This is a genomic window from Leclercia adecarboxylata, assembly GCF_006874705.1.
Taxonomy (GTDB): Bacteria; Pseudomonadota; Gammaproteobacteria; order Enterobacterales; family Enterobacteriaceae; genus Enterobacter; species Enterobacter adecarboxylatus_C.
Window position 1 is genome coordinate 2,332,730 of the sequence record NZ_CP035382.1, and the last position, 25,231, is coordinate 2,357,960.

Annotated in this window: 20 protein-coding genes; 10 read left to right on the forward strand and 10 right to left on the reverse strand. The window is 59.5% G+C overall.

The annotated features are described in order from the left end of the window. Positions 1-6: 6 nt before the first annotated feature. From ES815_RS12125 to ES815_RS12150, 6 genes are read left to right on the forward strand one after another with little or no spacing between them, the layout of a single operon-like run. Positions 7-648, forward strand: a complete 642-nt coding sequence (locus ES815_RS12125; RefSeq protein WP_142488005.1) for a DUF4310 family protein — start codon at positions 7-9, stop codon at positions 646-648. Positions 649-690: 42 nt separating this feature from the next. After that, positions 691-1,824: an amidohydrolase/deacetylase family metallohydrolase gene (locus ES815_RS12130; RefSeq protein ID WP_142488006.1), complete on the forward strand. Its 1,134-nt coding sequence runs from the start codon at positions 691-693 to the stop codon at positions 1,822-1,824. Further along, a complete protein-coding gene (locus ES815_RS12135) occupies positions 1,808-2,926 on the forward strand; it encodes a DgaE family pyridoxal phosphate-dependent ammonia lyase (protein ID WP_142488007.1) in 1,119 nt (372 codons plus the stop codon). The genes ES815_RS12130 and ES815_RS12135 overlap by 17 nt, the downstream gene beginning before the upstream one ends. Continuing rightward, complete coding sequence (gene dagF, locus ES815_RS12140) at positions 2,923-3,663, forward strand: 2-dehydro-3-deoxy-phosphogluconate aldolase (protein WP_142488008.1); 741 nt, start codon at positions 2,923-2,925, stop codon at positions 3,661-3,663. Before ES815_RS12135 ends, dagF begins: the two co-directional genes overlap by 4 nt. A 58-nt stretch (positions 3,664-3,721) precedes the next feature. Continuing rightward, positions 3,722-4,858, forward strand: coding sequence for a lactonase family protein (locus tag ES815_RS12145; RefSeq protein ID WP_142488009.1), 1,137 nt, complete (start codon positions 3,722-3,724; stop codon positions 4,856-4,858). Between the two features lie 19 nt (positions 4,859-4,877). Then, positions 4,878-6,788, forward strand: a complete 1,911-nt coding sequence (locus tag ES815_RS12150) for a BglG family transcription antiterminator (RefSeq protein WP_142488010.1) — start codon at positions 4,878-4,880, stop codon at positions 6,786-6,788. 2 nt (positions 6,789-6,790) lie between these two features. Here the strand turns inward: ES815_RS12150 and nrdG are convergent, their stop codons facing one another. From nrdG to treR, 5 genes are all read right to left on the reverse strand, one after another. Then, positions 6,791-7,255: an anaerobic ribonucleoside-triphosphate reductase-activating protein gene (gene nrdG / locus ES815_RS12155; protein ID WP_142488011.1), complete on the reverse strand. Its 465-nt coding sequence runs from the start codon at positions 7,253-7,255 to the stop codon at positions 6,791-6,793. Between the two features lie 106 nt (positions 7,256-7,361). Continuing rightward, complete coding sequence (gene nrdD, locus ES815_RS12160; RefSeq protein ID WP_142488012.1) at positions 7,362-9,500, reverse strand: anaerobic ribonucleoside-triphosphate reductase; 2,139 nt, start codon at positions 9,498-9,500, stop codon at positions 7,362-7,364. A gap of 373 nt (positions 9,501-9,873) precedes the next feature. Next, on the reverse strand, positions 9,874-11,529 hold the full coding sequence (treC, locus tag ES815_RS12165; protein ID WP_142488013.1) for an alpha,alpha-phosphotrehalase: 1,656 nt from the start codon (positions 11,527-11,529) through the stop codon (positions 9,874-9,876). Between the two features lie 48 nt (positions 11,530-11,577). Next, positions 11,578-12,996: a PTS trehalose transporter subunit IIBC gene (treB, locus tag ES815_RS12170; protein ID WP_185902406.1), complete on the reverse strand. Its 1,419-nt coding sequence runs from the start codon at positions 12,994-12,996 to the stop codon at positions 11,578-11,580. A gap of 125 nt (positions 12,997-13,121) precedes the next feature. Beyond that, positions 13,122-14,069, reverse strand: coding sequence for a trehalose operon repressor TreR (treR, locus tag ES815_RS12175; RefSeq protein ID WP_142488015.1), 948 nt, complete (start codon positions 14,067-14,069; stop codon positions 13,122-13,124). Positions 14,070-14,459: 390 nt separating this feature from the next. Between treR and mgtA the strand changes: the two genes are divergently transcribed. Next, positions 14,460-17,162 (forward strand): magnesium-translocating P-type ATPase, encoded by a 2,703-nt coding sequence (gene mgtA / locus ES815_RS12180; protein WP_142488016.1) that lies wholly within the window; start codon positions 14,460-14,462, stop codon positions 17,160-17,162. Between the two features lie 154 nt (positions 17,163-17,316). Further along, the gene (locus ES815_RS12185) at positions 17,317-19,701 is read left to right on the forward strand and encodes a beta-N-acetylhexosaminidase (protein WP_142488017.1); all 2,385 of its coding nucleotides are present in this window, start codon (positions 17,317-17,319) and stop codon (positions 19,699-19,701) included. 126 nt (positions 19,702-19,827) lie between these two features. On the opposite strand, the gene gbpA is transcribed toward ES815_RS12185, so the two are convergent. The 5 genes from gbpA to ES815_RS24145 all read right to left on the reverse strand — a co-directional run bounded on the left by gbpA (position 19,828) and on the right by ES815_RS24145 (position 23,476). Beyond that, positions 19,828-21,288: an N-acetylglucosamine-binding protein GbpA gene (gbpA, locus tag ES815_RS12195; protein WP_142488019.1), complete on the reverse strand. Its 1,461-nt coding sequence runs from the start codon at positions 21,286-21,288 to the stop codon at positions 19,828-19,830. A 183-nt stretch (positions 21,289-21,471) separates the two neighbouring features. Further along, positions 21,472-21,858: a 2-iminobutanoate/2-iminopropanoate deaminase gene (gene ridA / locus ES815_RS12200; protein WP_142488020.1), complete on the reverse strand. Its 387-nt coding sequence runs from the start codon at positions 21,856-21,858 to the stop codon at positions 21,472-21,474. Positions 21,859-21,930: 72 nt separating this feature from the next. Further along, a complete protein-coding gene (gene pyrI, locus ES815_RS12205; protein WP_142488021.1) occupies positions 21,931-22,392 on the reverse strand; it encodes an aspartate carbamoyltransferase regulatory subunit in 462 nt (153 codons plus the stop codon). 12 nt (positions 22,393-22,404) lie between these two features. Further along, the gene (gene pyrB, locus ES815_RS12210; RefSeq protein ID WP_142488022.1) at positions 22,405-23,337 is read right to left on the reverse strand and encodes an aspartate carbamoyltransferase; all 933 of its coding nucleotides are present in this window, start codon (positions 23,335-23,337) and stop codon (positions 22,405-22,407) included. A 34-nt stretch (positions 23,338-23,371) separates the two neighbouring features. Next, positions 23,372-23,476, reverse strand: a complete 105-nt coding sequence (locus ES815_RS24145; protein ID WP_185902407.1) for a pyrBI operon leader peptide — start codon at positions 23,474-23,476, stop codon at positions 23,372-23,374. Positions 23,477-23,679: 203 nt separating this feature from the next. Between ES815_RS24145 and ES815_RS12220 the strand changes: the two genes are divergently transcribed. Together ES815_RS12220 and ES815_RS12225 are read left to right on the forward strand one after the other, a co-directional pair. Continuing rightward, the gene (locus tag ES815_RS12220; protein WP_142488024.1) at positions 23,680-24,132 is read left to right on the forward strand and encodes a YhcH/YjgK/YiaL family protein; all 453 of its coding nucleotides are present in this window, start codon (positions 23,680-23,682) and stop codon (positions 24,130-24,132) included. 188 nt (positions 24,133-24,320) lie between these two features. After that, positions 24,321-25,229, forward strand: coding sequence for a dihydrodipicolinate synthase family protein (locus tag ES815_RS12225; RefSeq protein ID WP_142488025.1), 909 nt, complete (start codon positions 24,321-24,323; stop codon positions 25,227-25,229). The last annotated feature ends 2 nt before the right edge of the window (positions 25,230-25,231 follow it).

Genomic DNA, 25,231 nt, shown 5'->3' on the forward strand with positions numbered 1-25,231 from the left:
CTCTAAATGGAACAGAATAAAGGTTTTTGGTATGCCGACTGGTCGTTCCCGATCTTCGTTGGCCTGCTCTCCTCCGGCGTGTTCGCCGGGACGCACATGTACTACCTCTACGGTATCGGCGCTTTTAACGAAGTGGCCTTCGTGGCGATGCTGAAAGCGGGTATCGATACCGGTGCCTACGGCGCGGTGGCGGCGTTCGGCGCCAGCTTCCTGTTTGCCCGTATTATCGAAGGCTCCCTGGTGGGGATCCTCGATATCGGCGGGGCGATCCAGACCGGGGTGGGCCTCGGCGTTCCGGCGCTCTTGCTGGGGGCGGGCATCATGTTCCCGGTGACCAACTTTATCGCCTCGCTGGCGACCGGCCTGATTATTGGCCTGGCGATTGGTTACATCATCATCCTGGCACGTAAGTTCACCATCAATCAGAGCAACTCCACCTACGGGGCTGACGTGATGATGGGGGCGGGTAACGCCTCCGGCCGCTTCCTCGGGCCGTTGATTATCCTCAGCGCGATGACCGCGTCGATTCCCATCGGCATCGGTTCCCTGTTAGGCGCCCTGCTGTTCTACATCTGGCAGAAGCCGATTACCGGTGGCGCCATCCTCGGTGCGATGCTGTTGGGCTGGCTGTTCCCGGTCGCCCTTTAATACCCGCGGGCGCTCAGGCGCCCGCCTTATCAGGAGAACCCCATGTTTGATTTACTCCTGCGCCGCGCGCGCCTCACCGACGATACCCTGACCGATATCGCCATTCAGGACGGGAAGATCGCAGCGGTGGGCAACATCGCCGCGCCTGCCCAAAAAACGGTGGAGCTGAACGGCGAAGTGTTTGTCAGCGCAGGCTGGATTGACTCCCACGTCCACTGCTACCCGAACTCCCCGATTTACCACGACGAGCCGGACAGCGTGGGCATTGCCACCGGCGTCACCTCGGTAGTGGACGCCGGCAGCACCGGGGCGGATGACGTGGACGACTTCTGCGCCATCACCCGTAAGGCCTCCACCGAGGTATTTGCCCTGCTGAACATCTCCCGCGTGGGGCTGATTGCCCAGAACGAACTGGCCAACATGGCCAACATCGACGCTGACGCGGTGAAGCAGGCGGTACAACGCCACCCGAATTTTATCGTCGGCCTGAAAGCGCGCATGAGCAGCAGCGTGGTCGGTGAGAACGGCATTACGCCGCTGGAGCGCGCCAAAACGATCCAGAAAGAGAACGGCGATCTGCCTCTGATGGTACACATCGGCAACAACCCGCCGAATCTCGACGAAATCGCCGACCTGCTGAGTTCCGGCGATATCATCACCCACTGCTACAACGGCAAACCGAACCGCATTCTGACCCCCTCCGGGGAACTGCGCGCCTCCGTCACCAACGCCCTGAAGCGCGGCGTGCGTCTGGACGTCGGCCACGGCACCGCGAGCTTCAGCTTTGAGGTGGCGAAACGCGCCATCGCGATGGGCATTCTGCCGCACACCATCAGCTCGGATATCTACTGCCGCAACCGCATCAACGGCCCTGTAGGCTCGCTTTCGAGCGTGATGTCGAAGTTTCTCGCCATCGGCATGTCGCTGCCGCAGGTGATCGAGTGCGTGACCGCCAACGCCGCCGACGGCCTGCGCCTGGCCCATAAAGGCCGCATTCAGCCAGGTCTCGACGCCGACCTGACGCTGTTTACGATTAAACGCCAGCCAACCGTGCTGACGGATGCGGAAAACGACAGCCTGCAGGCTGAACACATTCTGGTGCCGCTTGCCGCGATCCGCGCGGGCAAGGGCTACATGACCGAACAAGGGAGCACGGAACATGCCTTCAATTTTTGAGAAATATAATTTAAAACAAGTGATTAACACCTCCGGGCGCATGACGGCGCTCGGCGTCTCCACCCCGCGCCCGGAAGTGGTGCAGGCGGCGATGGACGGCATGAACCAGTACTTCGAGATGAAGGATCTGGTCAACAAAACCGGCGAGTACATCGCGAAGCTGCTGGATGTGGAAGGGGCGACCGTCGTCTCCTGCGCCTCGGCGGGCATTGCCCAGTCGGTGGCGGCGGTGCTGGTGAAAGAGAGCGACTGGCTGCTGGAGAACCTGCACGTCACCCCGATTGAGAACAACGAGATTGTCCTGCCGAAAGGCCACAACGTTAACTTTGGCGCCCCGGTGGGCACCATGGTGGCGCTGGGCGGCGGCAGGCTGGTGGAAGCCGGTTACGCCAACGAATGCTCCGCCGATCAGCTGGCGGCGGCGATCACCCCGCGCACTGCGGCAATCCTCTATATCAAATCCCACCACTGCGTGCAGAAGAGCATGCTCAGCGTGGAGCAGGCGGCAGTGGTGGCGCGTAAACACGACCTGCCGCTGATCGTCGACGCGGCGGCAGAAGAAGATCTGCACGCTTACTACCGCTCCGGCGCGGACCTGGTGATCTACAGCGGCGCGAAGGCCATCGAAGGGCCAACCAGCGGCCTGGTGATCGGCAGAACCCAGTACGTCGAGTGGGTCAAGCGTCAGACGGCAGGCATTGGCCGCGCCATGAAGGTGGGTAAAGAGGGCATTCTGGGCCTGACCTGCGCCATCGAACACTACCTGACGGCGACTAAAGAGAGCGGTGCGGAAATGGTGGCGAAGATGACGCCGTTTATCGACGCGCTCAACACCCTGAACGGCGTCACCGCGCGCGTGGTCTGGGACAGCGCGGGTCGCGATATCGCCCGCACCGAGATTAAGTTTGACGAAGCCACTACCGGTGTCGGCACCGGCGACCTGGTGCATGCCCTGAAGCAGGGCGAATACGCTATCTACTTCCGTGGCTACAAAGCTAACGAAGGGATTATCGAAGCCGACGTGCGCAGCGTCAGCGCAGACCAACTGAATATCGTCTATCGCCGCATCAGCGAAGTATTAGGCCAGGAGAAAAAGGCATGAAACTGACCCCCAATTTTTACCGCGACCGCGTGTGTCTGAACGTGCTGGCCGGATCCAAAGCCAACGCCAGCGCCATCTATGAAGCGGCAGAAGGCCATGTGCTGGTGGGTGTGCTCTCCAAAAACTACCCGGACGTGGACAGCGCCGTGGCGGACATGCGCGAGTACGCAGCCCTGATCGATAACGCCCTCTCCGTGGGCCTGGGGGCGGGGGATCCGAACCAGTCGGCGATGGTGAGCGAAATCTCCCGCCAGGTGCAGCCGCAGCACGTCAACCAGGTCTTCACCGGGGTGGCTACCAGCCGCGCGCTGCTGGGGCAGAGCGAGTCCGTGGTTAACGGCCTGGTCTCCCCGACCGGCACCGTCGGGATGGTGAAAATCTCCACCGGCCCGCTGAGCAGCGCGGCACCGGACGGCATCGTCCCGGTGGAAACCGCCATTGCCCTGCTGAAGGATTTCGGTGGCAGCTCGATCAAATACTTCCCGATGGGCGGCCTGAAATGTCGTGACGAATACAAAGCGGTGGCGGAAGCCTGCGTCCGTCACGACTTCTGGCTGGAGCCGACCGGGGGAATCGATCTGGAGAACTATGAAGCGATCCTGCAGATCGCCCTGGATGCGGGTGTGAGCAAGATCATTCCGCATATCTACAGCTCGATCATCGACAAAGCCAGCGGCGACACGCGCCCGGAAGACGTGCGTACGCTGCTGGAAATGACGAAGAAGCTGGTGAAGTAAAACTATCCCTCACCCTAACCCTCTCCACAGGGAGAGGGAATAACGATCAGGAGCCACCATGCACACCCGTAACCTGCTTGTCGCTTCACTCTCTCTACTTGCTACCGCCGCTGTCGCCCAGACGCAGTATGCCTGGGTGGGGACCTACAATCCGAACGGTGAAGGGCTGTATCGTTTTACCCTCGACCCGCAGTCCGGCGCGCTCGGCAACAAAACGCTGGTGAGTAAACTGCCGAACGCCGCGCAGTTGGCCGTTTCACACGACGGCAAAACGATCTATCTGGCCAGCGAAGTGGAGCAGGGCGTGGTGCAGGCGCTGCGGGTGGGCGAAAACGGCGAGCTGAGTGAGCTGAATCAGGTGGCGTCCGGCGGTGCGGGCCCGGTGTATCTCTCCCTGACGCCAAACGGCCAGCACCTGCTGGTGGCCAACTACGTCAGCGGATCCATTGCCGTTCTGCCGATCAACGCAGACGGCAGCCTGGGTGATGCCACCGATAAACATCAGGATCGGGGCGAGCCGGGCGCCGCAAAACCCGAAGCGGCAGCCGAAGGCAGTTTTGCCATCAGCGATCACAACGGTCCCCATGCGCACATGATCGCCGCCGATCCGAGCGGGAAATTTGTCTTTTCCACCGATCTGGGGCTGGATCGCATCTATCAGTACCGTTTTGACGATCGAAGCGGCAAGCTGACCCCGAACGATCCGCCGTTTATCAGCGCCTCCTCGAAAGGCGCCGGGCCGCGCCACTTCGTCTTTACGCCAAAAGGCGATGCCCTGTGGCTGATTAACGAAGAGGCGTCTACGCTCACCCATTATGCCGTGCAAGCCAACGGCACGCTGAAAGAGGGCAGGACGATCTCTGCGCTGCCGGAAGGGTATAAAGGCACCAGTTTTGCCGCCGGGCTGGCACTCAGTGCCGATGGAAAGCAGCTGTATGTCGCTAACCGTTTGCATAACAGCATCGGGCACTTTACCGTAACGGCGGATGGCACGCTGACGCATCGGGACGATGTCTGGACGCGTGGCGATTACCCGCGCACCCTGACGCTGGATAAACAGGGACGCTGGCTGTACGTCATGAACCAGCGCAGCGACAACATCACCCGTTTCCGCGTGGCGCAGGACGGCAAGCTGAGCTTCGAGCCAGACTATACCCCGGTCGGCAGCCCATCCCAGATGGTCATTTCACCTTAAGCAGTAAGAGGACAACCCCGTGCGATTTCCCAACCAACGTTTAGCGCAACTGTTTGAAATGTTGCAGAACGAGACGCTGCCTCAGGACGAACTGGCGCAACGGTTGTCGGTATCCACGCGTACCGTCCGGGCTGACATTACCGCGCTCAACGCGCTGCTGGCGGGGAACGGGGCGCAGTTTATCCTCAGCCGCGGGAACGGCTATCAGCTGAAAATTGACGATCAGGCCCGCTACCAGCAGCTGCAGGATTCCCACCCGCGGATGCTGCGGATCCCGCGCACCGGCCCGGAGCGGGTGCACTACCTGGTGGTGCGCTTTCTCACTTCGGCGTTCTCCCTCAAACTGGAGGATCTGGCCGACGAGTGGTTTGTCAGCCGCGCCACGCTGCAAAGCGATATGGCGGAGGTGCGCGAGTGGTTTCACCGCTATCGCCTGACGCTGGAGACCCGCCCGCGCCACGGCATGAAGCTGTTTGGCAGCGAGATGGCGATCCGCGCCTGTCTGACCGATCTGCTGTGGCAGCTGGCGCAGCAGGACAACCTCAATCCGCTGGTCACCGAAGTGGCGCTGAATGCAGGCGTGCCGGAACAGCTCGCCGCCGTGCTGCATGAGACCTTCACCCGCCACCATATTCGCCTCACCGACGAAGGCGAGCTGTTTTTACGCCTCTACGGCGCGGTGACGGTGCGGCGCATCAGCGAAGGCTATCCGCTGCCAGAATTTAACGCCGAAGAGGTGGCTGAGAACGTGCGCGATGCCGCGCGGGACATCGCCAGCGCCATCGCCCGGCTGGCCGATAAGACCCTTTCGCCTGCGGAAGAGACCTGGCTGGGGGTGCATATCGCCGCCCGCCAGGTGCAGGAGATCTCCCCCAGCGCCATCAACGCCGATGATGAAGAGGCGCTGGTGAACTACATCCTGCGCTATATCAACACTCACTTTAACTACAATCTGCTCGACGACACCCAGCTGCACGCGGATCTCCTGACCCATATAAAAACCATGATCACCCGCGTGCGCTACCAGATCATGATCCCCAATCCGCTGCTGGATAACATCAAGCAGCATTACCCGATGGCGTGGGACATGACCCTTGCGGCGGTCTCCAGCTGGGGAAAATACACCCCCTATGTGATCAGCGAAAACGAGATCGGTTTCCTGGTGCTGCACATCGGCGTCGGTCTGGAGCGCCATTACAATATTGGCTATCAGCGCCAGCCGCGGGTGATGCTGGTCTGCGATGCGGGCAACGCGATGGTGCGGATGATCGAGGCGGTATTGCAGCGTAAATACCCGCAAATCGAGGTGACGCGCACCCTGACCCTGCGGGAGTACGAGCAGTGCGAAAGCATCAGCGAGGACTTCGTGATATCCACCGCGCGGATCGCGGAAAAAGCCAAGCCGGTGGTGCTGATCGCCCCGTTCCCGACCGACTATCAGCTGGAGCAGATCGGCAAGCTGGTGCTGGTGGACAGAACGCGCCCGTGGATGCTGGAGAAGTTCTTCGACGCCAGCCATTTCCGCGTCATCGATCGCCCCATCGACCAGCAGACGCTGTTCCGGGAGCTGTGCGACCAGCTGCAGGAGGAGGGATTTGTGGACGCGGAGTTTCTCGACTCGGTGGTGGAGCGCGAGGCCATCGTCAGCACCCTGCTCGGCGACGGTATCGCCCTGCCGCACTCCCTCGGATTGCTGGCGCAAAAAACCGTGGTCTACACCGTGCTGGCCCCGCAGGGCATCCAGTGGGGCGATGACACCGCGCACGTCATTTTCCTGCTGGCGATCAGTAAAAGCGAGTATGAGGAGGCGATGGCGATCTACGATATCTTCGTCACCTTCCTGCGCGAACGGGCGATGACCCGGCTGTGCGGCTGCCACGACTTCGACGAGTTTAAAACCGTGGCGATGGAGTGTTTGAGCCGGTTTTGAGCTCAACGCAAATGATGCACCACCTGATTACTGCTGCCGCGCCAGATAAGCATCGGATCTTTCAGATCCTGCACAAACTTGCCGTCGATCAGCACGTTGATCAGGTCCACCACCTGCATCTGGTCATCGTTTAATTCATCCAGCTTATAGCCGGTCCAGACCCAGATATCTTTGCCTGCGCACTCGGCGCGAATGCGCTGCACCAGCCGCAAAATATCCGGCACGTTCTGTGGATGCAGGGGATCGCCGCCGGAGAGGGAGATCCCCTGGCGTTTGATGCGTGTGTCGTTGAGATCGTCGATGATCCGCTGTTCCATATCTGCGGTGAACGGCATTCCGGAGTTCAGCCGCCAGGTGCTTTTGTTGTAGCAGCCGGGGCATTCGTGGATGCAGCCGGAGACAAACAGGGTGCAGCGGGTGCCGGGACCATTGACGATGTCGACCGGGTAGTATTGATGGATGTTCATAGCGTGTAACCACGCCGGGTGTCGAGTAGCGATCCCGGCCTACAATGAGAGTGCGGTCCGTAGGCCCGGTAAGCGCAGCGCCACCGGGCATCAATGTGGCAGAGGATTAACCGATCTGCCCATTCCCCAGATGCTTCACGCGGCGCTTCACCTCTTCCTGCTTGCCGGCGTTGAACGGACGTGCATCCGGGCTACCGAGGTAACCGCATACGCGGCGGGTCACGGAGACGCGGGCGGCGTCGTGGTTACCGCATTTCGGGCAGGTGAAGCCTTTGCTGGTACATTCGAACTCGCCGGTAAAGCCGCATTCGTAGCACTCGTCGATCGGCGTGTTGGTGCCGTAATAGGGCACGTGCTGATAGCTGTAATCCCACACGTCTTCCAGCGCCTTCAGGTTGTGCTGAATGTTCGGGTACTCGCCGTAACAGATAAAACCGCCGCTCGCCACCGGTGGGTAGGCCGCTTCAAAGTCGATCTTGTCATACGGGTTCACCTTCTTCTCCACGTCGAGGTGGAAGCTGTTGGTGTAGTAGCCCTTATCGGTGACACCCTCCACCACGCCAAACTCGGCGGTATCCAGGCGGCAGAAGCGGTCGCACAGGTTTTCGCTCGGGGTGCTGTAGAGGCTGAAGCCGTAGCCGGTTTCATCTTTCCACTTATCTACCGCGTCGCGCAGATGCTGCACGATAGCGATACCTTTCGCCCGCAGGGCTTCGCTGTCATAGACGTGTTGGTCGCCAAACAGGGCGTTAATGGTTTCGTGGATCCCGATATAGCCCAGCGAAATAGACGCACGACCGTTTTTGAAGATCTCAGACACGTCATCGTCAGCCTTCAGGCGCACCCCGCAGGCCCCTTCCATATAGAGGATCGGCGCGACACGCGCTTTGACCCCTTCCAGACGGGCGATACGGGTCATCAGCGCCTTACGCGCCAGCAGCAGGCGCTCGTCCAGCAGCGTCCAGAAGGCGGCCTCGTTGCCTCTGGCTTCCAGCGCGATGCGCGGCAGATTCAGGCTGATCACGCCCAGGTTGTTGCGCCCGTCGTGGATCTGCTCGCCGTTTTCATCTTCGTACACGCCGAGGAAGCTGCGGCAACCCATCGGGGTTTTGAACGAGCCGGTGACTTTCACCACCTGGTCATAGTTCAGAATGTCCGGATACATGCGCTTGCTCGCGCACTCCAGCGCCAGCTGTTTGATGTCGTAGTTGGCATCGCCAAACTTGTGGTTCAGGCCATCGCGGATGGCGAACACCAGTTTCGGGAACACCGCGGTTTTACGGTTTTTGCCCAGACCGGAAATACGGTTGCGCAGAATGGACTGCTGGATCAGGCGCGATTCCCAGCTGGTGCCCAGACCAAAGCCGAAGGTGACGAACGGCGTCTGACCGTTGGCGGTGTGCAGGGTGTTCACTTCATATTCCAGCGACTGGAAGGCGTCGTAGCACTCTTTCTCGGTGCGGGAGCGGGCATAACCTTCCGCATCCGGGATCTGCCACTCTTCCGCCACTTGGCGATGCTTGGCATAGCTGGCGGCGACAAACGGGGCCAGCACTTCGTCGATGCGGTTGATGGTGGTGCCGCCGTAGATATGGCTGGCGACCTGGGCGATGATCTGCGCGGTCACCGCGGTGGCGGTGGAGATTGATTTTGGCGGCTCAATCTCGGCGTTGCCCATCTTGAAGCCCTGGGTCAGCATGCCTTTCAGGTCGATGAGCATGCAGTTGAACATCGGGAAGAACGGCGAGTAGTCGAGATCGTGATAGTGAATATCCCCGCGCTCGTGGGCCTGCACCACGTCGCGCGGCAGCAGGTGCTGACGGGCGTAGTGCTTGGCGACGATACCGGCCAGCAGGTCGCGCTGGGTGGGGATCACTTTGCTGTCTTTATTGGCGTTTTCGTTGAGCAGCGCAGAGTTGGTCTGCTCGACCAGGCCACGGATCTCCTGGTTCAGACGACCGCGTTTTTCACGTTCGATATCCCGATCGTGACGGTATTCAATATAGGCGCGCGCCAGCTGCTTATACGGGCCCGACATCAGCTGGTTTTCCACCGCGGTCTGGATCTCGTTGATGTCGACCTTGCTGCGGTCCTTCATCTGATTGCTGACGACTTCTGCGACGGTGGCGCAGTAATCTGCGTCATCGACTCCCGCTGCTTTAGCTGCACGCAGAATCGCTTCCTGGATGCGCTCTGATTTGAAAGGCACGTTACAGCCATCTCGTTTCATCACATGCGGTGTCATGACCACTCCTTTAGAAACAGGTTATCCACAGAGAAGAGGAAAGTGGGTTTTTGGCATAACAACAGTCAGCCCAGCCACTTCCCGGGTTACCAACACATGTTATCCACAATTCCGGCCAGCGTTGACGCCGTCTTATTGTTGAAATTGTAGACGTTAAATACAAGATGTTGGGTCGGCGTGCATTCTAAGCGCTACATATAGTGATTTGCATCAAACAAGTTTGCGATTTATTTGATTCAGAACAAGGTATCCAGGGAAGAGTACAGCGGGTGGGCGATTGAGGAATTGTAAAGACAACAGTTCAGTAATTGTATAATTAATAAACAAAATTAATCCGCATGCCGGGCAGCCCTCGAGCCGCCCGGCATGACCGTTAAGACTGTAGCCACCATACCGCTTCAAACGGACGCAGGGTCATGGCGCCAGGCTGCGGCGAGACTTCAGGATAGTTGCTCATCACCACCTCCCAGTCGCCCTCAACCGCCTGCGGCTGCCACGGCTGGCACTCGCGGCTCAGGCTGGCGATCGCCATCAGCGTCTGGCCCTGCCACTGGCGGCGATAGCACCACAGGAATGGGTGATCCGGGAGCAGATCCTGATAATCCCCCCAGGTGAGCACCGGCAGGGTTTTACGCAGCTGGATCAACCTCTGGTAGGCGTAAAACACCGAGTCGGGATCGGCCAGCGCCGCCTCGACGTTGATCGTTTCCGCGTTATTACCCTGGGCGATCCACGGCTCGCCGGTGGTAAACCCGCCATTGGCTGAGGCATCCCACTGCATCGGCGTGCGGCTGTTATCGCGGGATTTGCTCGCGAGGATCGCCAGCAGCTCGTCGGCGTCCCGTCCCTGGGCGCGCAGCCCGGCGAACATGTTGTGGCTCTCCACGTCGCGGTAGTCGGTGATGCGGGTGAAGTGCGGGTTGGTCATGCCAATCTCTTCGCCCTGATAGACGTAAGGGGTGCCCTGCATCCCGTGCAGCACCATCGCCAGCATCTTCGCCGCCGGGACGCGATACTCTCCCTCATCGCCAAAGCGTGAGACGATGCGCGGCTGGTCGTGGTTACACCAGAACAGTGCGTTCCACGCCCGGTTGTGCATCCCCTGCTGCCAGTGGCTGAACAGGGCTTTCAGCGCCACGAAATCCGGTTTCGCCAGCGTCCACTTCTCGCCGTTGGGATAATCCACCTTCAGATGGTGGAAGTTAAAGGTCATCGACAGTTCCCGCCCGTCGAGCGCGGCGTACTGCTGGCAGTGCTCCAGGCGGGTGGAGGACATTTCGCCCACCGTCATCATGTTGCGCGGGGTAAAGACGTCCCGGCTCATCTCCTGCAGATAGTCGTGAATGCGCGGCCCGTCGGTATAGAAGCGGCGGCCATCGCCGATCGTATCGTCGGGGAAATCCTGGTCTTTCGATACCAGGTTAATCACGTCGAGACGCAGGCCGTCCACGCCGCGATCGGCCCAGAACTCGCACACTTTTTTCAGCTCGGCGCGCACCTGCGGGTTTTCCCAGTTGAGATCCGCCTGCTCGGGGGCAAACAGGTGCAGATAGTACTGCTCGCTTTCGGCATGCCAGCGCCAGGCGTTGCCGCCGAACTTGGAGCGCCAGTTGTTGGGCAGCTGCTCCGGGGTGCCGTCGCGCCAGATGTAGAACTCGCGGTACGGGCTCTCTTTATTGAGCGACTCGCGGAACCACGCGTGCTGGGTGGAGGTGTGGTTAAACACCATATCCAGTACGATGCGGATCCCGCGTTGATGGGCTGCGGCCACCAGCGCGTCGAAATCATCCAGCGTACCGTAGGCCGGATCGATGCTGACGTAGTTTGCCACGTCGTAGCCGTTATCCACCTGCGGAGAGATATAGAACGGTGTCAGCCAGATAGCGTCGATGCCGAGGGTTTTGAGGTAGTCGAGACGCGAGGTCACGCCGCGCAAATCCCCGGTGCCGCGCCCGGTCGTATCCTGGAAGCTCTTGGGGTAGATCTGATAGATGACGCCGTTTTGCCACCAGTGAGGAAGGGTATTCATAGTGCGTTCCTGCAAATGCGAAGGGGCGCAACTGCGCCCCGAAAGAGATTAAACAATCTGCAACGCGCCCTGACGGAACTTGCGCTGATAGATAACGGTGGTCAGCAACATCGGGACGATAATCGCCACGGCCATCGCCAGGGAGAAGACCTGCCAGTAGCTCGTCTGGATAGAGAGGATGCCCGGCAGACCGCCGACGCCGATGCCGTTAGCCATCACGCCGTTCAGCCCGCACAGCAGGCCCGCCAGCCCGGAGCCGATCATCGCGCACAGCATCGGGAAGCGGTATTTCAGGTTGATGCCGTACATCGCCGGTTCGGTGACCCCGAGGTAGGCGGAGATCGCTGCCGGCACCGAGATTTCACGTTCGTTATGCTTACGGCTGACGATGATGATGCCGGTGACCGCCGAGGCCTGCGCAATGTTCGATAGGGCAATCAGCGGCCACACCGGGGTGCCGCCGAGGCTCTGGATCATCTGCATATCAATCGCCAGGGTGGTCTGATGCACGCCGGTGATCACCAGCGGGGCATACAGGAAGCCAAACAGCGCGGCGCCAATCGGGGCGAAGCTGCCGGTCATCAGGTGACGCACCGCATACGCCACGCCATCGCCAATCATGCGGCCGAACGGACCGATAAAGGCGTGGGCGAGGAACACCGCCAGGATCAGGGAGCAGACCGGCACCACCACCAGATAGAGATAATCCGGCACCATGCGCTTCAGGCGGGTCTCGATCATCCCCAGCGCCAGACCGGCCAGCAGGGCCGGGATCACCTGCGCCTGATAGCCCACTTTGGCGATGGTAAAGAGGCCGAAGTTCCACACCTCAGGCACCTGCTGCCCAAGTAAGTAAGCGTTCATTAACTGTGGAGAGACCAGCGTCACGCCCAGCACGATACCCAGAATCGGCGTGCCGCCCATTTTGCGCACCGCCGACCAGCAGATCCCCACCGGCAGATAGAAGAAGATCGCCTCGCCAATCAGCCACAGGAAGTCATAGATGCTCTGCAGAGCCGGGTACATCTGGGCGAGGGTCTTGCCGTCGCTCATCGGCACATCGCCAATCAGGTTACGGAAGCCGAGGATCAGGCCCCCGCTGATCAGCGCCGGCAGCAGCGGGAAGAAAATCTCTGCGAAATGTGAAATGAGCTGTTCATGCCACTTCATGTTCTGGCGCGCGGCCTTTTTGGCCTGCTCTTTATCCGCCGATGAATGACCGGTGGTCGCCAGCAGCGCCTTGTAGTAGTCGCCCACCTCGGTGCCGATCACCACCTGGAACTGCCCGGCGTTGGTGAAGCAGCCTTTCACCATCGACAGCTCTTCGATGGCTTTGGGGTTAGCTTTGGCCGGATCGTTTAACACAAAACGCAGGCGGGTAATGCAGTGGCTGACCGTGGCGATGTTGTCACGTCCGCCAACCAGCACGATCAGCTGGTCGATATCCGTTTGTTTTACTTTGCTCATCATGAAACCTCATGACAGATGGTAGGGGTTATGGACTGGTGGCAAGCCTACTCTTTCAGCGTAACGCGGAAAATGGGAACGTTCCCGAAATCGGGCGAGGATCACAATAAAGCGTCTTTTGACGCTCAGGAGAGGGCGGCGGGAATGACGATCTGGCGCGGTTCGCTGCGGCCGTTGATCTGCTCAATCAGCTGCATAGCGGCCTGGCGGCCGGAGTCGGCGTAGCCGGGATCGACGGTAACGATCTCCGGATGGAGGAACTTCATCAGCGGCGTGTTGCCAACGCTCGCCAGCTGCAGGCTGTCGATGCGCTGTTCTTGTAAGTACTTACTAGCGCCCAGAGCCAGAGTATCCGTGGCGCAGACCAGCGCGGTAGTCTGCGGGGTCAGCACGTCAGCCACCTTCTCATAGCCCTGTTTTATCCCCAGACCGGGTAACGCGGCGACCGCAGGCAGGGCATGTTGTTTGCAGAATTCCAGGTAGGCATTATGGCGGCGCTGGCCGGTGGTGACGTCGCTGTGCGGCACGCCAAGATAGCTGATATGCCGGTGACCACCGTCGTACAGGCGCTGCATCAGAACGTGAATTGCCCCTTCATCGTCATAGCACACCGAGGCGAAGCCGCGGGCATCCCGGGCCAGCATGACCAGAGACGATTGCCACGGGGTGAGCATCTGCTCGCTGAGGCCGGTAAAGCCAAACAGCACCACGCCGTCGATGTTGCGTCGCTTCAGCATCCCGAGGTGCTCCTCGACCATCTGCGGCGAAAACTGGCTCTCCATCATGATCGGATCGTAACCCTGTTCATAGAAGACGGGGAGCATGGTCTGTACCGCCAGGTTTTCCGACAGCGAATCCAGACGGGTGACGATGATCGCCACCACTTTGTCGCTCTGCCCGCGCATGGCGCGCGCCGAGCGGGACGGAGAGAAGCCGTGCTGATTCATCACCGCCTCGACGCGTTCGCGGGTGCGCTCGCTGACACCACTTTCGTTGTTCAGCACCCGTGAGACGGTGGATTTACCCACGCCGCTCAGACGCGCAATGTCTTTAATGGTGAGGCGATTCTGCATGCTTTCATTCCTGTAACGCATTGATGAAATAATCAATAAGCCTAAATCGGGTGTCCGGTTCCGCAATGGGCAAAGTCTGGTTTACGTTTGGTTTAATGCCCGGCCGGTATCATACCGCCCGAATTGTCACGAACGGTATGGCTAAAACACTATACTGCGCGCCGACTTACCTTTTTTTACTTACCGGAGGCTGTATGGATCCCGATCCCACCCCTCTCCCGCGAGGGAGAACCCTTTCTTTCCGGTAAGCCTGTACTCACTGCCTTACCGGATGCGTAAGGCAGTAACGTTATTCAACGTTCCTGCATAACTGATACCGCCGCTCAGGCGTGGCTTTGTCACGTCTGAAGGCAAGACTGCGCCCGTTTTCACGGGTGCGGAGGACGTGTTATGTTCAAAAATTTCACACAACAGCTGCTGGCCCGGCTGAGCCGCCACCTGCCGCGCCGTCTGGTGCAGCGCGACCCGATGGCAACGGGCAAAACCGATACCGTCATGCCCGGCGCGCTTGCCGCCCACTGTCTGCGGGTGGCCGCAATGGAAGAGCCCGCGCTGTGGCGGACCTTTGCCAGCCATCCGGAAGGGCTGACGGCCGCTGAGGTCGAAACCGCTCGCGCCACGCACGGCGAGAATCAGATCCCGGCGCAAAAACCGGCCCGCTGGTGGGTGCATCTGTGGGCCTGCTACCGCAACCCCTTCAACCTGCTGCTGACGGTGCTGGGCGTTATCTCCTATGCCACCGAAGACCTGTTTGCCGCCGGGGTGATCGCCCTGATGGTGGGCATCTCCACGCTGCTGAACTTTATCCAGGAGGCCCGCTCCACCCGGGCGGCGGATGCCCTGAAGGCGATGGTCAGCAACACCGCCACCGTCCTGCGCACCCTCAACGATAAAGGGGAAAGCGGCTGGCGGGAGGTGCCTATTGACCAGCTGGTGCCGGGGGATCTGGTGAAGCTGGCGGCCGGGGACATGATCCCGGCGGATTTACGCATTCTCCAGGCCCGGGACCTGTTCGTGGCCCAGGCCTCGCTGACCGGCGAATCCCTGCCGGTGGAGAAGGTCGCCCACAGCCGCGATCCGCAGCAGAGCAACCCGCTGGAGTGCGACACCCTGTGCTTTATGGGCACCACGGTGGTCAGCGGCACGGCACAGGCGATGGTGATCGCCACCGGAGGAAACACCTGGTTTGGACAGCTGGCCGGGCGCGTCAGCGAACAGGAGAGCGAGCCCAACGCCTTCCAGCAGGGGATTGGCCGCGTCAGCATGCTGCTGATCCGCTTTATGCTGGCGATGACCCCCATCGTGCTGCTGATTAACGGCTACACCAAAGGCGACTGGTGGGAAGCGGCGCTGTTTGCGCTCTCGGTGGCGGTGGGGCTCACTCCGGAGATGCTGCCGATGATTGTCACCTCGACCCTGGCGCGCGGGGCGGTAAAACTCTCGAAGCAAAAGGTGATCGTCAAGCACCTCGATGCCATTCAGAACTTTGGCGCGATGGATATCCTCTGCACCGACAAAACCGGCACCCTGACTCAGGACAAGATCGTGCTGGAGCATCACACCGACGTGTCGGGCAAGGTCTGCGAGCGGGTGCTGAATACCGCCTGGCTGAACAGCCACTACCAGACCGGGCTGAAGAACCTGCTCGACGTCGCGGTGCTGGAAGGGGTGGATGAAGCCACAGCCCGCACCCTCTCGACCCGCTGGCAGAAAGTGGATGAGATCCCCTTTGATTTCGAGCGCCGCCGCATGTCGGTGGTGGTCAGTGAAGAGCAGGGCGTGCATCAGCTGATCTGCAAAGGGGCGCTGCAGGAGATCCTGAATGTGTCGACCCAGGTGCGGCACAACGGCGAGATTGTCCCGCTGGACGACAGCATGCTGCGGCGCATCCGCCGCGTCACCGATAACCTCAACCGCCAGGGGCTGCGTGTGGTGGCGGTGGCCAGCAAGTTTCTGCCGGCCCGCGAGGGGGATTACCAGCGCATCGACGAATCGGATCTGATCCTCGAAGGCTACATCGCCTTCCTCGATCCGCCGAAAGAGACCACCGCTCCGGCGCTCAGGGCGCTGAAAAACAGCGGCATCACGGTGAAAATCCTTACCGGCGACAGCGAGCTGGTGGCGGCGAAAGTGTGCCGCGAGGTGGGGCTGGATGCGGGCGAGGTGGTGACGGGCAGCGAGATCGAAACGCTTTCCGACGACGCGTTGGCTCTGCTTGCAAAGCGCACCACGCTGTTTGCGCGCCTGACCCCGATGCACAAAGAGCGCATTGTTACCCTGCTGAAGCGCGAGGGGCACGTGGTGGGCTTTATGGGGGATGGCATCAACGATGCGCCCGCGCTGCGTGCGGCGGATATCGGGATTTCGGTTGACGGTGCGGTGGATATTGCCCGGGAAGCGGCGGATATCATTCTGCTGGAGAAGAGCCTGATGGTGCTGGAGGAGGGGGTGATCGAAGGTCGCCGCACCTTCGCCAACATGCTCAAGTACATCAAAATGACCGCCAGCTCCAACTTCGGCAACGTCTTCAGCGTGCTGGTGGCGAGCGCGTTCCTGCCGTTCCTGCCGATGCTGCCGTTGCATCTGCTGATCCAGAACCTGATGTACGACGTCTCCCAGGTGGCGATCCCCTTTGATAACGTCGACGAGGATCAGATCCGCAAGCCGCAGCGCTGGGATCCGGCAGAACTCGGCCGGTTCATGCTCTTTTTCGGCCCGATCAGCTCGATCTTCGACATTCTGACCTTCTGCCTGATGTGGTTTGTGTTCCACGCCAACACGCCGGATCAGCAGACCCTGTTCCAGTCCGGCTGGTTCGTGGTTGGGCTGCTGTCGCAAACCCTGATTGTGCATATGATCCGCACCCGCCGCATTCCGTTCCTCCAGAGCCGCGCCGCCTGGCCGCTGATCCTGATGACGGGGCTGGTGATGGTGCTCGGCATCGCGCTGCCGTTCTCGCCGCTGGCAGGGTATCTGCAGTTGCAGGCGCTGCCGCTCGGCTACTTCCCGTGGCTGGTGGCGATCCTCGCCGGGTACATGGTCCTGACGCAGCTGGTGAAAGGGTTCTATAGCCGCCGGTACGGTTGGCAGTAGTTTTTTGCCGGGTGGCGCTGCGCTTACCCGGCCTACTATCCCGATGTAGGCCGGGTAAGGCGAAGCCGCCACCCGGCAAATCGCTTGACGCTAATTTGCGCACATGTTAACAGAATGTTTTGCCTTTTTTCGGCCCGTCAAATAAGGAACATTCATGTTACGGTACAGCCTCCTGACCGCCGGGCTTATGCTCGGTTTTTCTGCGTTTGCCGCCCCGGCAGGCGATCTCCCTCTGATGCCCTGGCCTGCAAAGGTCGAACGTCCTGTCACCCCGGGCGCGCTGGTCATCAACAATAACTTCTCCGTTAGCGTCTCGGGGGACGATCTCGGTGACGCGGTGACACGCCTGCGTCAGCGGGTGGCGCTGCAAACCGGCTGGACCCTCCAGCCCCAGGCCGACAAACCCGAAAAACCGACGGTGTCCATCGCCATCGCCCGGAAGGTGGCCCCCCAGCCTAAACCGGACAGCGATGAAAGCTACAAACTCACCGTGGACGCCAGCGGGGTGACTATCACCGCCAATACCCGCTTCGGCGCGCTGCGGGCGATGGAGACCCTGCTGCAGCTGATCCAGAACGGTGCGGAAAATACCTCCCTGCCGTGGGTCAGCATTGAGGATGCCCCGCGCTTCCCGTGGCGTGGCCTGCTGCTCGATTCGGCCCGCCACTTTATTCCGCTCGACGACATCAAGCGCCAGATCGACGGCATGGCGGCGGCGAAGCTCAACGTGCTGCACTGGCATTTAACCGACGATCAGGGCTGGCGCTTTGCCTCAAAGCGCTACCCGAAACTGACCGAACTCGCCAGCGACGGCCTGTTCTATACCCAGGATCAGATGCGTGACGTGGTGCGCTACGCCGCCGCGCGTGGCGTTCGCGTGGTGCCTGAAATTGACATGCCCGGCCACGCCTCGGCCATTGCCGTGGCCTATCCGGAGCTGATGAGCGCCCCGGGGCCCTATGAGATGGAGCGTCACTGGGGCGTGCTCAAGCCGGTGATGGATCCCACCAAAGAGGCCACTTACGTCTTTGCCGGGGCGATGATCGCCGAACTGGCGGCGATCTTCCCGGATCCCTACCTGCATATCGGCGGCGATGAGGTGGACGACAGCCAGTGGAAAGCGAACCCCGCCATCCAGCAGTTTATGCGCGACAACAAGCTGGCCGACAGCCACGCATTGCAGGCGTATTTCAACCGCAAGCTGGAGACGATCCTCGAGAAAAACCAGCGCCAGATGGTGGGCTGGGATGAGATCTTCCACCCGGATCTGCCGAAAAGCATTCTGATCCAGTCCTGGCAGGGGCAGGACGCGCTGGGCGAGGTGGCGAAGCAGGGCTACAAAGGAATTCTCTCCACCGGGTTTTATCTCGATCAGCCCCAGTACACCGCCTATCACTACCGCAATGAGATCGTGCCCCAGGGGCTCAACAACGTGGACGTCATCACCGATCGCGACAGCGCCCAGAGCTGGTCCTTTACCCTGCCGCGCCTGAAGGGCAAGCCGGTGGAGGGGAGCTTCACGCTGGTGAAAGGCGACGCGGGCTGGCGCGGGTTTATCGATTTCAGCGGCAAATCGCGGCGGGCGGTACAGGACATCGACTGGCGCAGCGACAACCAGGTGAGCTTCACCGTCGATACCTGGATGGGGGAAACCCGCCCGGTGGTAACGGTGAAGGACGACAAGATTGAAGGCTATTTCCTGCTGGGCAACAGCCGCTATCCGGTGACGGGTCAGCGGCTGGATGCGGTGCCGGAAGGGATCGCCCCGGCGGTGCCTGACGCCAGCCAGCAGGCGAATCTGCTGGGCGGCGAGACGGCGCTGTGGGCGGAAAATGTGTCTGCCCCGGTGCTGGATATCAAGCTGTGGCCGCGGGCGTTTGCGGTGGCGGAGCGGCTGTGGTCGGCGCAGGACGTAACGGATGTCGATAACATGTACACCCGCCTGCAGGCAATGGACAGCTGGTCGACGGTATCGGTGGGCTTACAACAACATGCCCGTCAGCAGGTGCAGTTCACCCGTCTGGGGAACACCACCGACACGATGGCGCTGAACATCCTCGCCCAGGCGCTGGAGCCTGCCCAGTATTACACCCGCAATCATCTCAAGTTCCAGGCCGGAAACTACGATCTGTTTGAGCCCCTGAACCGCCTGGCCGACGCGCTGCCTCCGGAGAGCAACCAGGTGCGGCAGATGGACCGCTGGGCCGAGCGGCTGGTGAGCGATGCCGAAGACAGCGAAAGCGCGGAGTCCCTGCGTCATCTCTTTACCCGCTGGCAGACCAACACCCCGGACGCGCTGGCGCTGGCCGAAAACAGCTATCAGCTGAAAGCGCTGAAGCCGGTGATTCAGACGGTGGATAAGCTGGCGACGATTGGGCTGCGCTTAACGGATCTGGTGGCGCGCCAGGGAACGCTGGATGATAACGAGATTGCGTCGATTCAGGGCGAGCTGGATAAGGCGGCGCAGATTCAGGATGAAGTGGTGATTGCGGCGGTCTACCCGCTGGAGAAACTGCTGCGCGCAACGCGCAATCAGTAAAAAAATGCCCGGTGGCGCTACGCTTACCGGGCCTACAAAATCCGTACGGTTCCGTTTGTCGGACAAACAAACCGCACCAACCGTAGGCCGGGTAAGGCGAAGCCGCCACCCGGCAAACAGAACAACTTATTTCTTCAGGGTCCACGCCATGGTCCAGTGGGAACCGACACCCGGTTCGAACTGGTTAGCGCCCGCTGCGTACTGAATGCAGTAGCCGCTGTATGGCGCAGTCTTACACTTGTAAGTTTTGCCATTTTTCGGCTGCAGAACCACGGTACCGGCTTTGTAGGAGGCGATATTCTGCGGATAGGTGTAGTCGTATTTACCTGCGGTACCGTTATCGGTGTTTGACGCTTCGCCTTCCAGCATCATGTCAATCACGTCCTGCGCGAACATGACGCCATCTTTGTTGGACGCGTAGTATTTCAGCATGTGGTGACCCGGCGTGACGTCAGACAGGTTCATGGTCACATCTTGGTTGGCGTTGTTCATGTCCTGCTTCACATAACCTTTTTCTGCACCGGCGTGGTTCATCACGCGTGCTTCAAGGTTGACGTTACCCTGGGTATTCACGTGGAAGGTCACGGTTGCCGCACCGTTTTTGATTTTGCTGAACTTCACGTTAGTGACGGCGATAGCTTCGCTCACCTGCGACTGCTGTTCCTCATAAGAGACAGCGACAGATTTCAGGGTGCTGCCGTCTTTCACGTAGACGTTGTTCGCGCCGTGAACCGGGTTCACCTCGCCGCTTTCGTCTTTCATGCCGACGCGGACATCGTTGTGCGCGGCGTTGATCGCCTGCGCCAGATCGAATGCCCACTGGCTTGCCTGGCCCTGAGACGCCGAGGAGACGGTCAGTTCGGTACGCATGGAGACCACTTCGCCATTTGCGTCGAAGAAGCGGGCGATCACTTTGTCGCCTGCGTTGACGTTGTTACCCGAAATCTGGCCGTTCAGGGTGTTGGTCCATTCGGAAACCACTGCCGGGGTTTCGTCTGGGGTGACGTTGCCGCCATTACCGAAATCAACGTCGATCGCCTGGTAGAAGCTATTAGTGGTATCCGCAATTTCCCATACCGCGTAAATAACCTGGTAGCCAGTACGCTGCGGAACATTACAGGTCATTTGCTGACGCTGAGCCGGAGCCTGACCATTACCATTTACGGTACAGAATGGGGTGGACTCAAATTGATCGCGGGTCAGCGGTTTATTTGGATTCCAGTCTTGTTTCGTAATATACCAGCGCCAGTTAACGGTTTTATGTGGTGCGGTGTGATACCAGGTAAAGGTATTTTTACCCGCAGTAATCGGTGTTTTAGTCCACGCATTCAGGCTCTGGCGATCGAGCTGGGAATATTGGGAAATACCGGCGCTGGCCAGCTGTCCATCCGGCGGCAGCGCGCCAGTCGGGAAGCCAGAAGTACGTTCAACGCTCTGGGGTTCATATTGAACAGTACCGCAATCGATATTTTTACCGAGCTTACACATATAAGCGCGGCTGGCCGGAGATTCTACATAACCATGTGCTAAAGCCGATGAGGCAACCGTGAGTGTGGCAAGTGCCAACGCAATTTTAGACAGTTTCATTTTTTATTCCATTAAAAGGGATTAATGCATTTGGGCGGGTTTAGTGTTGTCCGGAATAAAAAATTAGTCATTTTAAGCTGCGATGAAAAAGAATAATGAAAAGGCTTGAAGGTTATTTCTCTCTGTGTATTCAGAAAATAAAAAAGGCAGCGCAGGCTGCCTTTTACGTATCAAAATCAGGTATTAGCGACGCACGGCAATCGCTTCAATTTCGATTTTTACGTCTTTTGGCAGACGTGCCACTTCCACGCAGGAGCGCGCCGGGAAGCCCGCGTTGTGCTCGGTGAAGAAAGCTTCGTAGGTGGCGTTAACGGTGGCGAAGTCGTTGAGATCTTTCACGAAGACCGTAGTTTTAACGATGTCGCCCACTTTCAGGCCAGCGGATTCAACGATCGCTTTGACGTTTTCCAGCGACTGGCGCGCCTGCGCAGAGACGTCTTCCGGCACCTCACCGGTTTTTGGGTTCACCGGGATCTGGCCGGAGGTGATGATCATGCTGCCAAGATCAACGCCCTGAACGTATGGGCCGATAGCTGCAGGTGCATTTTCCGTCGCGAGTACTTTGGTCATGATTTCTCCTGAATAACAGCGTTATGAATATGCCTGCCATTATAGAGAGGCAGGCATGCATTACCACTGCGATTAGTTGGCCAGCACCACATTATGGGAAAACTCTTTTTCGCAGTATTTGCATTTGAGCGCGATGTCATCGGCGCGTTTTTTCACTGCAAAACTGGAGTTGACCGGCTCAGCATGGCTGATGCAGTTGCTGTTCGGGCACACCAGCACGCCATCAATGCGTTCCGGCAGGCTCGGACGGGATTTGCCCACCACTTCGTAGTCGTCGATGCGGTTGACGGTCGCGTCCGGCGCGTACAGGGACAGCTGGTTAACCTGCTCGTCGGTCAGGAAGGTGTTCTCAATTTTGATCAGATCCTTGCGGCCCATCTCGCCGGATGGCAGGTTCAGGCCGATGGTGATGCGCTGGTCGGTTTCGGTCAGTTTGAACAGGGTCAGCAGCTTAAAGCCCACCTGCGCAGGGATGTGGTCAATTACGGTGCCACGTTTGATGGCTTCGACCTGGAGTTTGTTATCGTGTGTCATGGTCATTTCCCCTTACAGAGCTAAGTCGCGATTCAGAACCAGTGCCAGTAACGCCTGGCGTGCAAAGATGCCGTTCCCGGCCTGCTGGAAGTACCAGGCGTGCGGCGTCTTATCCACGTCGGTGGTGATCTCATCGATACGCGGCAGCGGGTGCAGCACTTTCATGTTGCTGCGTGCACCTTCGAGGTCGCTGGCGCGCAGGACAAACTGCGCCTTCACGTTGGCGTACTCAGACGGGTCAAGACGCTCCTTCTGCACGCGGGTCATATAGAGAATATCCACCTCGGCCATCATCTCTTCGATGCTGGCGTGCAGGCTCCACTGAATACCTTTTTCATCGAGCATATCGAGGATGTACTGCGGCATCGCCAGCGCGTCCGGAGCGACGAAGTAGAAGCGGTTGCCGTTGAACTTCGCCAGCGCCTGGGTCAGGGAGTGGACGGTGCGGCCATATTTCAGGTCGCCCACCATGGCGATGTTCAGGTTTTCCAGACGGCCCTGGGTCTCCTGAATGGTGAACAGATCCAGCAGGGTCTGGGTCGGGTGCTGGTTGGCCCCGTCACCGGCGTTCAGTACCGGAACACCGCCGGAGAACTCGGTCGCCAGACGCGCGGCGCCCTCCTGCGGGTGACGCATCACGATGGCGTCAACGTAGGTGCCGATCACCGAGATAGTGTCCGCCAGGGTCTCGCCTTTTTTGCCCAACGAGGTGTTGCTGCTGTCGGAGAAGCCCACCACGCTGGCGCCCAGACGGTGGATGGAGGTCTCGAACGACAGACGGGTGCGGGTGGAGGCTTCGAAGAAGCAGCTGGCGATCACCTTGTGCTTCAGCAGCTCCGGTTGTGGATTGGCCTTCAGTTTTGCCGCGGTTGCCAGAACCAGCTCCAGCTCTTCACGGCTGAGGTCGTTGATGGAAATGATGTGTTTTTGATAAAGCGGATTCATTTTTATCTCCTGACGCCGGGCAAAAAAAAGCCCCTCAAATGAGGAGCTTCTGGAATAGGGATTGCAATGGGAAGAAAAACGGCAGGCCAGCGTCTGTTTTAAGACGCGCAACGGCACTCTGTCGAACATGTTTGAGCATGCTTCCTCCTGGCAAATTGTGGGGCATTATACGCAGCCTGAATCGCGGATCAAGCGAATAATGCACACTTTAAGCAACGTAAAGGTTTCCGCGTGCATGGTTATGCGCAAGAGCAAATCCCCACCAAAAAGTGGTGGTATGGCAGCTGAATTTCTCGTATAAAAGTTGAAAATGAAACGATGTTTTATATTGAGGATTTCACTATGATCGTTGGCAACATTCACAACCTCCAGTCCTGGCTGCCGCAGGCGCTGCGTCAGGCGATCGAACACGTTAAAGCAAACGTGACTGACGCGACCCCAACCGGCAAACATGATATCGACGGCAACAACCTGTTTTATCTGGTTTCCGAAGACATGACCCAGCCGTTTGCCGAGCGCCGTGCGGAGTATCACGCCCGTTATCTGGACATCCAGATCCTGCTGAAAGGCCAGGAAGGGATGACCTTCAGCACCCTGCCAAACGGCACGCCGGACACCGACTGGCTGGCGGATAAAGACATCGCCTTCCTGCCGGAAGGTGAGCAGGAGAAAACCGTAGTGCTGAACGAAGGCGACTTCGTGGTCTTCTACCCGGGCGAAGTGCACAAACCGCTGTGCGCGGTGGGCAACCCGGCCCAGGTGCGCAAGGTGGTGGTGAAGATGTTAGTGGGATAATTTCCCCTCGCCCTGACCCTCTCCCCAGGGAGAGGGAACACGCCTCCCATTCTGTGATCCAGCTTAAAAAACACGCACTCCCTCCTTTTTCCGCATTGTCCTTCGCTTTCCCCACGTTCTAGTATGATCGTTAAATAAATGAACGCTGTTCTATAATGTAGAACAAAATGATTCAGCAAGGAGATCGCATGCAGCAGACTCTACAGTTCTCGGGGATTATTCCCCCCGTCTCCACTATCTTCACCGCCGATGGCGCACTGGATAAAGCCGGTACCGCCGCGCTGATCGACAGCATGATCGACGCAGGCGTCAATGGCCTGTTCTTTCTCGGCAGCGGCGGGGAGTTTTCCCAGCTCAACACCCAGGAGCGTAAAGCGATCGCCGAATTTGCCATCGCCCATGTGAATCGCCGCGTGCCGGTGCTGATCGGCACCGGGGGCACCAACGCCCGGGAAACCATCGAGCTGAGCCAGCACGCGCAGCAGGCGGGGGCAGACGGCATCGTGGTGATTAACCCCTACTACTGGAAAGTGTCGGAAGCGAACCTGATCCGCTACTTTGGGCAGGTGGCCGACAGCGTCACCCTGCCGGTGATCCTCTATAACTTCCCGGCCCTGACCGGACAGGATCTGACCCCGCAGTTGGTCAAAACCCTGGTGGACTCCCGCCGCAATATCGTGGGGATCAAAGACACCATCGACTCCGTGGCCCACCTGCGCAGCATGATCCTCACCGTTAAGGCGGCGCACCCGCACTTTGTGGTGCTCTGCGGCTATGACGATCACCTGTTCAATACCCTGCTGCTGGGCGGCGATGGGGCGATCTCGGCCAGCGGCAACTTCGCCCCGCAGATCTCGGTGAAACTGCTGCAGGCCTACCGCGACGGCGACCTGGCGCAGGCTGCGCACTATCATCAGACCATGCTGCAAATCCCACAGATGTATCAGCTGGATGCCCCGTTCGTGAACGTGATTAAAGAGGCGATTGCCCTCTGCGTGCGTCCGGTGTCCACCCACGTGCTGCCGCCTGCCGGGCCGCTGGATGAACCGCGCAAGGCGCAGCTGAAAGCGCTGCTGCAACAGCTCAAGCTCTGCTGAAC